Source organism: Candidatus Neomarinimicrobiota bacterium (genome assembly GCA_022567655.1).
Classification (GTDB): Bacteria; Fidelibacterota; SORT01; order SORT01; family SORT01; genus JADFGO01.
Genome location: JADFGO010000108.1, coordinates 1 through 6302, shown reverse-complemented (window position 1 = coordinate 6302; position 6302 = coordinate 1). Strand labels below are relative to the sequence as shown.

General features: G+C 45.0%; 7 protein-coding genes. All 7 read right to left on the bottom strand.

Going from position 1 to position 6302, the window contains the following annotated elements; translation table 11 throughout:
* A partial coding sequence (locus IID12_09380; protein ID MCH8289299.1) for a PDZ domain-containing protein occupies positions 1-915 on the bottom strand: 915 nt, incomplete at its 3' end.
* Between the two features lie 79 nt (positions 916-994).
* Entirely contained in the window at positions 995-1915 is a 921-nt protein-coding gene (locus IID12_09375) for a TIGR01777 family protein (protein MCH8289298.1), read from the bottom strand.
* Between the two features lie 19 nt (positions 1916-1934).
* On the bottom strand, positions 1935-2885 hold the full coding sequence (locus IID12_09370) for a phosphodiester glycosidase family protein (protein ID MCH8289297.1): 951 nt from the start codon (positions 2883-2885) through the stop codon (positions 1935-1937).
* Between the two features lie 223 nt (positions 2886-3108).
* Positions 3109-3318, bottom strand: coding sequence for a hypothetical protein (locus IID12_09365; protein MCH8289296.1), 210 nt, complete (start codon positions 3316-3318; stop codon positions 3109-3111).
* 138 nt (positions 3319-3456) lie between these two features.
* Complete coding sequence (gene moaA / locus IID12_09360) at positions 3457-4443, bottom strand: GTP 3',8-cyclase MoaA (protein ID MCH8289295.1); 987 nt, start codon at positions 4441-4443, stop codon at positions 3457-3459.
* Between the two features lie 210 nt (positions 4444-4653).
* Positions 4654-5436 (bottom strand): XdhC family protein, encoded by a 783-nt coding sequence (locus tag IID12_09355; GenBank protein ID MCH8289294.1) that lies wholly within the window; start codon positions 5434-5436, stop codon positions 4654-4656.
* A 494-nt stretch (positions 5437-5930) separates the two neighbouring features.
* Positions 5931-6302, bottom strand: a 372-nt coding sequence (locus tag IID12_09350; GenBank protein ID MCH8289293.1) for a hypothetical protein, incomplete at its 5' end; no start/stop codon positions are given.

Below are 6302 nucleotides of genomic sequence, written 5' to 3'. Positions count from 1 at the left end.
ATGCAAATTTTCCTTCAATCCTTTTAAACTATTCCTGAGATTAATATCAATTTCGTTACGAAAACCTGGCATCATAATATTCATGTCAAAATCGTGATCGAAGAAATCGAAATGAAAAGTCTTTGGAGCGATATCAAATCTCGAACGGAAGATTCTGATATCATCATCTTCGAAATCTTCTCTATCCCCTATCTTAACCTTTAGCGAAGACCTCTTTTTGTTCCGAACATATTCTATCTTAACTTCCTCGTCCGGCTCGCTTCTCGAAATCGCCTTTCTAAGGTCAGCAGAATCTTCAATAGATCGTTTACCGACTTTTGTAATTACGTCCCCGCTTTTAAAACCGGCTTTCTCCGCAGGGCTGTCTTCCACAACGTTTACGACTAATACGCCCTCATCGTCCTTCACCTTAAAGTACTCCCGGAGTCCGTCCGTCATATCGTACATATCGACACCGAGAAACCCGCCCTCGTTACTGTCAAAAGTGAATCCAAACATGCGATCATAGTTGCACCAATTTCGTGCAACCATATTACTGCGCCTTCTCTCTATCTCAACGTCGAAATTCTTAGATTTGCCCTCCCTGTCTACCTTTATCTTCGCGGTTTCGCCCGGAGGGGTTTTTAGGACATATTCTCTCAGCTCATCAGCGTACTTAACCTTCCGCCCCTCATATTCGATTATCACGTCGCCTCTTTTGATACCCGCTTCATCTGCCGGGCTGTTTTCAATTACGTGCGTTACCAGCACTCCCTGATCCTTTTGAAGATCCCAATCATCCTTCAGATCCTCATTAACCGTTTGTATGCTGACGCCTAACCATCCCTTCTTTTTTGCGATAGCGCTTTCGTTCATCGCTAAAGAAAGTACGGCTATTATGATTACGCTTCCGCAAACCGATCTAAATCCGCCCATAATATTTCCTCCTTAAGTGTTACTCACCATATAGGACGAAAATCAGATGTAAAAAGTTGTATAACCCGTTAAAATATTATTAAGGCTTAGGTTTGTTCAGACACTTTCTGAGTGCGTTTTCGAGATCAGGATATTTAAACTCGAACCCGCTCCCTAAGAGTATCTGTGGAATAACGCGCGTGCTTGAAAGAAGTATTTCTTCCGCAACCTGACCAAAGAGAAGTTTAAGCACGAATCCCGGTATTGGGATCAAGGCGGGACGCCGGAGAACTTTGGCGAGAACCGCTGTAAATTCGCTGTTTGTAACCGGTTCAGGCGACGCAACGTTGACGGGAGACTGGATACTATCAGATGTCATGAGATGGTAAACCGCCCGAACATAGTCGTCTATCTCAATCCAGCTGAAATATTGCTTTCCGTTACCCAATTTTCCTCCCACTCCCATTTTAAACGGAGGCAGCATCTGAGCCAGGGCGCCCCCATCCGCAGTAAGGACAACTCCACTCCTCATCTGGACTACTCGTATGCCTGCTTTCATAGCGGGTTTGGTAGCTTCTTCCCAGTGAACACAGAGATCCGGAAGAAATCCGGTTCCCGGTTCGGCTCCTTCGTTCATAAATTCCGCGCCCGAATCGCCGTAATAGCCGATGGCGCTTGCCGAGATGAAAGAGTGCGGGGGATCCTTTAATTTACTGAGTGTCTCTGCTAATAACCGAGTGCTGTCGACCCTGCTTTCAAATATCTCTTTTTTTCTCTTTTTGGTCCACCTTCCAAGTCCGATGTTTCTGCCTGAAAAATTTACCGCAGCGTCAATCCCTTCAAGCTTTTGTGCATCAATCTCACCGGTAAGAGGGTTCCAGAAAATTTCGTTTTCCGCAGCCTCCGGTCGTCTTACTAATCTTAAAAGAGTAAGACCTTTTTTAATCAAATACGATGAAAGTGCAGTCCCTAATAAGCCGGATGACCCGCTGATCACAACTTTCTTAATATTGCCGTCCATTTACGGAAATTAGATCATTTTAATTGCAGAATACTGCGATGGCAGACATTACTTCCCGCTGATCACTTCCTCCTGCGGGTAAATTTAGCAACACGCCGTTAACAACCATGGAAGACGAACCCCCTCCATCGAGGTTCAGCGCCTCTTCCGCACCAAGCGAAATCATGATCTGAGACAATTGATTCAAATCAACCCCCCTGCTCCGACCTTGCCTGCCGTCCACAACTAAAAGGAGTAATTCACCTTTAGCCGTATATCCCACAGCAGTTCTCGGGTGAACATTCGGGATTGAGGTCCCGAAAAATACTTCTTCATCTGATGTAACCCTGACTTCGCCGTCTTGAACCAATACCGGTCCCGCGCTCAGAGCATCCGGGTAATCCCAATATTCGGCGGCTGAAAATTCCGGCTTGACGCCGGGGAAGTACGGATAGTTTTCGAACGGCTCCTTCCATTCAAACAGGGAATCATTTCTATTGGATACCCATGCGATATCTACTTTCCCGTCATCACTGAATCCTACAGCGCCCCGCGCGATATAAAATCTCAAACTGTCTCTAATCACGGATTTAGTCGCTGACTCTAAGATCTCGTCGCCTATAGCAAGCAAGCCCACATGCCTTGTAGGGTTCAGATCCATACGAAAAAATCCGCCGTTTACTACGAGACACGCACCCAGGTCTTTTGCGAAACTCGCTACCGTCTCTCTACCGGTGCTGTCATCAGACGCAGCAACTTCCACTCTTATGTCCTCATTTCTGTTCGAGATTTTGGCATACCATGCCTTCAACGGCAGATTTTCATCGATCCCTTCGAACACTCTGATGCCGTCAGGCAATTCTGCGTTTAAAGAATCTATGGGCTGCCATGCCATATCTAAGTTATTCGTTGATTTCTTTTTGGTACAGGATATATTGAGTACAAAGGAAACAGTGATAAGAATCAACACTACAGTTCGCTTCAATAACATAATCAGTGACACTATCCTTTCTTTTAAAAAGATAAAGAATAATCTGCAATATCTTACCATATGATAAGGATTTATTTAGAAAATTACAATCGAAGCCTTGTCAGGAAGTTCGGAAATGCACAGGCAGAAATCCGCTAAACAAACCTTTTGAGGAGAAATCCGGCTCTGTTTTAAAGTCAGTTCTAAAGGCGCGGATGAGTTCGATAAAATCTATCCGCAGGTGTTACCAGATCTTCACGCGCTTATCTTCCGGTACATACATCTCATCGCCCTCTTTTACGTCGAAGGCTTCGTAAAACTCGGGCATGTTTTGAAGCGCTCCGATCACACGGTAGTTGTATGGAGCATGCGGGTCGGTGAGGATTCTCCTCCGAATATCCTCATCCCGAATATTGCGCCGCCGCCGAAAAAATAACGGGGAAAGTTTAGTCAGAGGCGCTGGATAAAGTCAATGATTTCCATGGTGGAGAAAAGATATGTTTTAATCTTATAAATTGCCTTTTCTTGAAATGACATCGCATTGAGATCAGTTCCCACCGCACGACCGATTTTCCGATTGGACCGAGGGAGTTTATCCTCCGATGTAAGACATAGTGCGCTCCGGCTGAACGAACTCGGGATCGTTGATTTTGTGACCCCATTCTTTCAGTTTAATCGATGACTTGAGAAATTCTACGATCTCCTCGTCGGAAGCATTATCTCGAATCAGCGGTTTCAGATCCTGTTCCGAATGAGAGAATAGACAGGTGCGGATTTTTCCGTCGGCAGTAAGCCGGATTCTGTTGCAGTTGCCGCAGAATGGTTGGGTAACCGAAGCGATGATCCCTATCTCACCTAACCCGTCCTCAAATGCGTAACGCCTTGCAGTTTCCGATTCAGTGTTCGCTTGTAACGGGATCAACTTTCTATGTTCGTTAATTTTGTTGAATATTTCATCCGCCGGTACAACCGAATCACGGCTCCAAGATTTGCCCTGATCTAAAGGCATAAACTCGATAAAGCGCATAACATGCCCTGTCTGCCGGGAAAAATCGGCGAGGTCGATAATTTCGTCGTCATTGTAACCTCGCATTACTACTGCGTTGAACTTTATATTGTCTATACCGGCATCCTCGACAGCCTTGAGCGATTCCAATACACGGTCGAGACTATTCATACCTGTCAGGAGAACAAACTTCGCGGGATTTAGCGTATCTATGCTCAGGTTGACTCTTTTAAGACCGGCAGAGGCAAGTTCCTTTATCTGTTCTTTGAGGAAGTAACCGTTCGTGGTGATCGCAATGTCCAGAGTTTCGTCTATCCGGTTAATTTTGTTGATCAGAAGATGTAGATCGCGCCGGATCAGCGGTTCCCCGCCCGTGATGCGTATCTTACTGATGCCAAGTTTGACAAATATGGCGGTGAGGCGTTCTATCTCCTCAAATGTCAGAAGATCTGACTTCTTGCCGTGCACATGATCACCGTCCGGCAGGCAATAGACACATTTGAAATTGCATCGTTCAGTAACGGAGATGCGTAAATCTCCGACGATCCGTCCGAATTCGTCCGCTAACTTCATTGAATTATTATTATTATTACTCATATTTTACTTTCTAAGTATATAAACAGTCAGTTTGAGAATTGAGTGAAATATATTTTGTATATTTTAGGCGCATCTAATTCATTATAAACTTTAGACTTTTGTCGGTTTATCAATCAGTCTCCCGGCATATAATATTACGCGCCTAACCCTCCTCCCTCAAGTAGTATGATGAAAAAGAGCATAAGTTTATCCGAACACTTCATTTTTCACTTTCACGATTTCCGCGAGAATACTCACGGCGATTTCGGACGGTTCTTTACCTCCGAGTTGAATACCTATAGGAGAATGAACCTTATCAAGCGCTTCTTTCGGAACTCCTTCTTTTTCGAGTTCTTTGAATAATATTTTCCGCTTGGATTTGCTGCCTATCATTCCCACATAAGCCGCATCTGAGGTAGCGTATCGTTTCACAAGACCCTTGTCCGTTGGGTGACACCGGGTAATTATGACGACCATAGAGTTCGCGTCCACCTCAGGCAGGTTATCTTTGTAGTCTCTGTCTGTCAACACAACATTTATGCTTCCGTTAAAACGGTCGGCATCAGCAAACTCAGGCCTATCATCAGCTACGGTGATATTGAATATGCCCAGCTGTGAGGCAAGGTTGGCGAATGCATAGCCTACATGCCCTGCACCAAATATAATGAGGTTTGCCTCAGGATGAAAACATTCTATAAGTACTTTTGCAACTCCCTGACAGAACATACCGAGCGAATCTTCTGTCAACTCGTACTTCTTTATCTCACTGCCGCCGCCGTTTTTCATTAGATCGATAGAATCATGAATGACCCGGGCTTCGAATGGTCCGCCGCCGATAGTGAACTCGATGGAAGAATCGGGAAAGACTATCATCTTAGTCCCCGATTTTTGCGGAACAGAGCCTTTTACTTCTAAGAGCGTTCCTACGGCAAATGATTTTCCTTCATTTAGAAGCTCCGATATTCTTTTGAACAGTTCACTCTTTCTCATCTATTAACTGCTTTCTATAATCGATATTTGCGTTTGACCGGTGCATATCCGCTAACATACTCTATATGTTACAAATTGAGCCTTAAGATTGCACTAAAAATTTTGCTAAATTCACATAAACGTATGGGTTCTGGTCGTGTGAACTAAATGCTTTACTTGCTGAATTAGGAGTACTCTCGGTAGGAACCCTCCATGGGAATTCTCCGAAGGAGTCCTTCGTGACCTTCTGAAGAACCGGAATTTATCCCGACTATTCGGGAACCAACGAATTAAGGGTCCTGTGCTATCCCTTTATTACCAACGGGTACAGAGGACTGATGACCTCATAGTGACTATTTTCTGCGCCGGTTTGTCCCGGTTTGTCAACGTAGAGGGTTTAGCTCCTTCCCTTCTTATTAGGGCATTTACTAATTCTATGTTTGCGTAACGAAGGAAGATAATAAATGCCCAGCTGAGCCGGACCAGGCTAGCTTGCACAACAGTTTCCACTAAGGTCACATATTGAACAGGTACTGGAGCTTGAAGAAATAGGTGCGGTCGGTCTGCCGTATTCCAGCGTCTCCGGCGTAATCGTGAAAATCGTGCGATGATCCCAGGTAAAAGGCACTGAACGGGTTGATGCGGTATGTCAGCAGCGGGTCGAAATCGAACGATTTGCCGAATTCATTGTATTGTACAATTATCCGTAGGAAAAATTCTCGTGTGAACTGGTAATTAATGCGGGTGCGCAGGATGTAACCGCTGAAAATTTCAGTCCCGGCCAGCGCAGCGATCTCCTCCGGCGTAGCGTCATACTCGTCGGGGAAATCAGCTTCATCCGGATAATATAGGTCCTGGTAGCTGTAGTCGGGTTCGATGATGAGTCG

Bases quoted from the DNA above. Each gene is read 5' to 3' on its own strand.
- IID12_09370 (MCH8289297.1), bottom strand. From the start codon at position 2,885: ATGTTATTGAAGCGAACTGTAGTGTTGATTCTTATCACTGTTTCCTTT.
- IID12_09355 (MCH8289294.1), bottom strand. From the start codon at position 5,436: ATGAGAAAGAGTGAACTGTTCAAAAGAATATCGGAGCTTCTAAATGAA.
- IID12_09375 (MCH8289298.1), bottom strand. From the start codon at position 1,915: ATGGACGGCAATATTAAGAAAGTTGTGATCAGCGGGTCATCCGGCTTA.
- moaA (MCH8289295.1), bottom strand. From the start codon at position 4,443: ATGAAGTTAGCGGACGAATTCGGACGGATCGTCGGAGATTTACGCATC.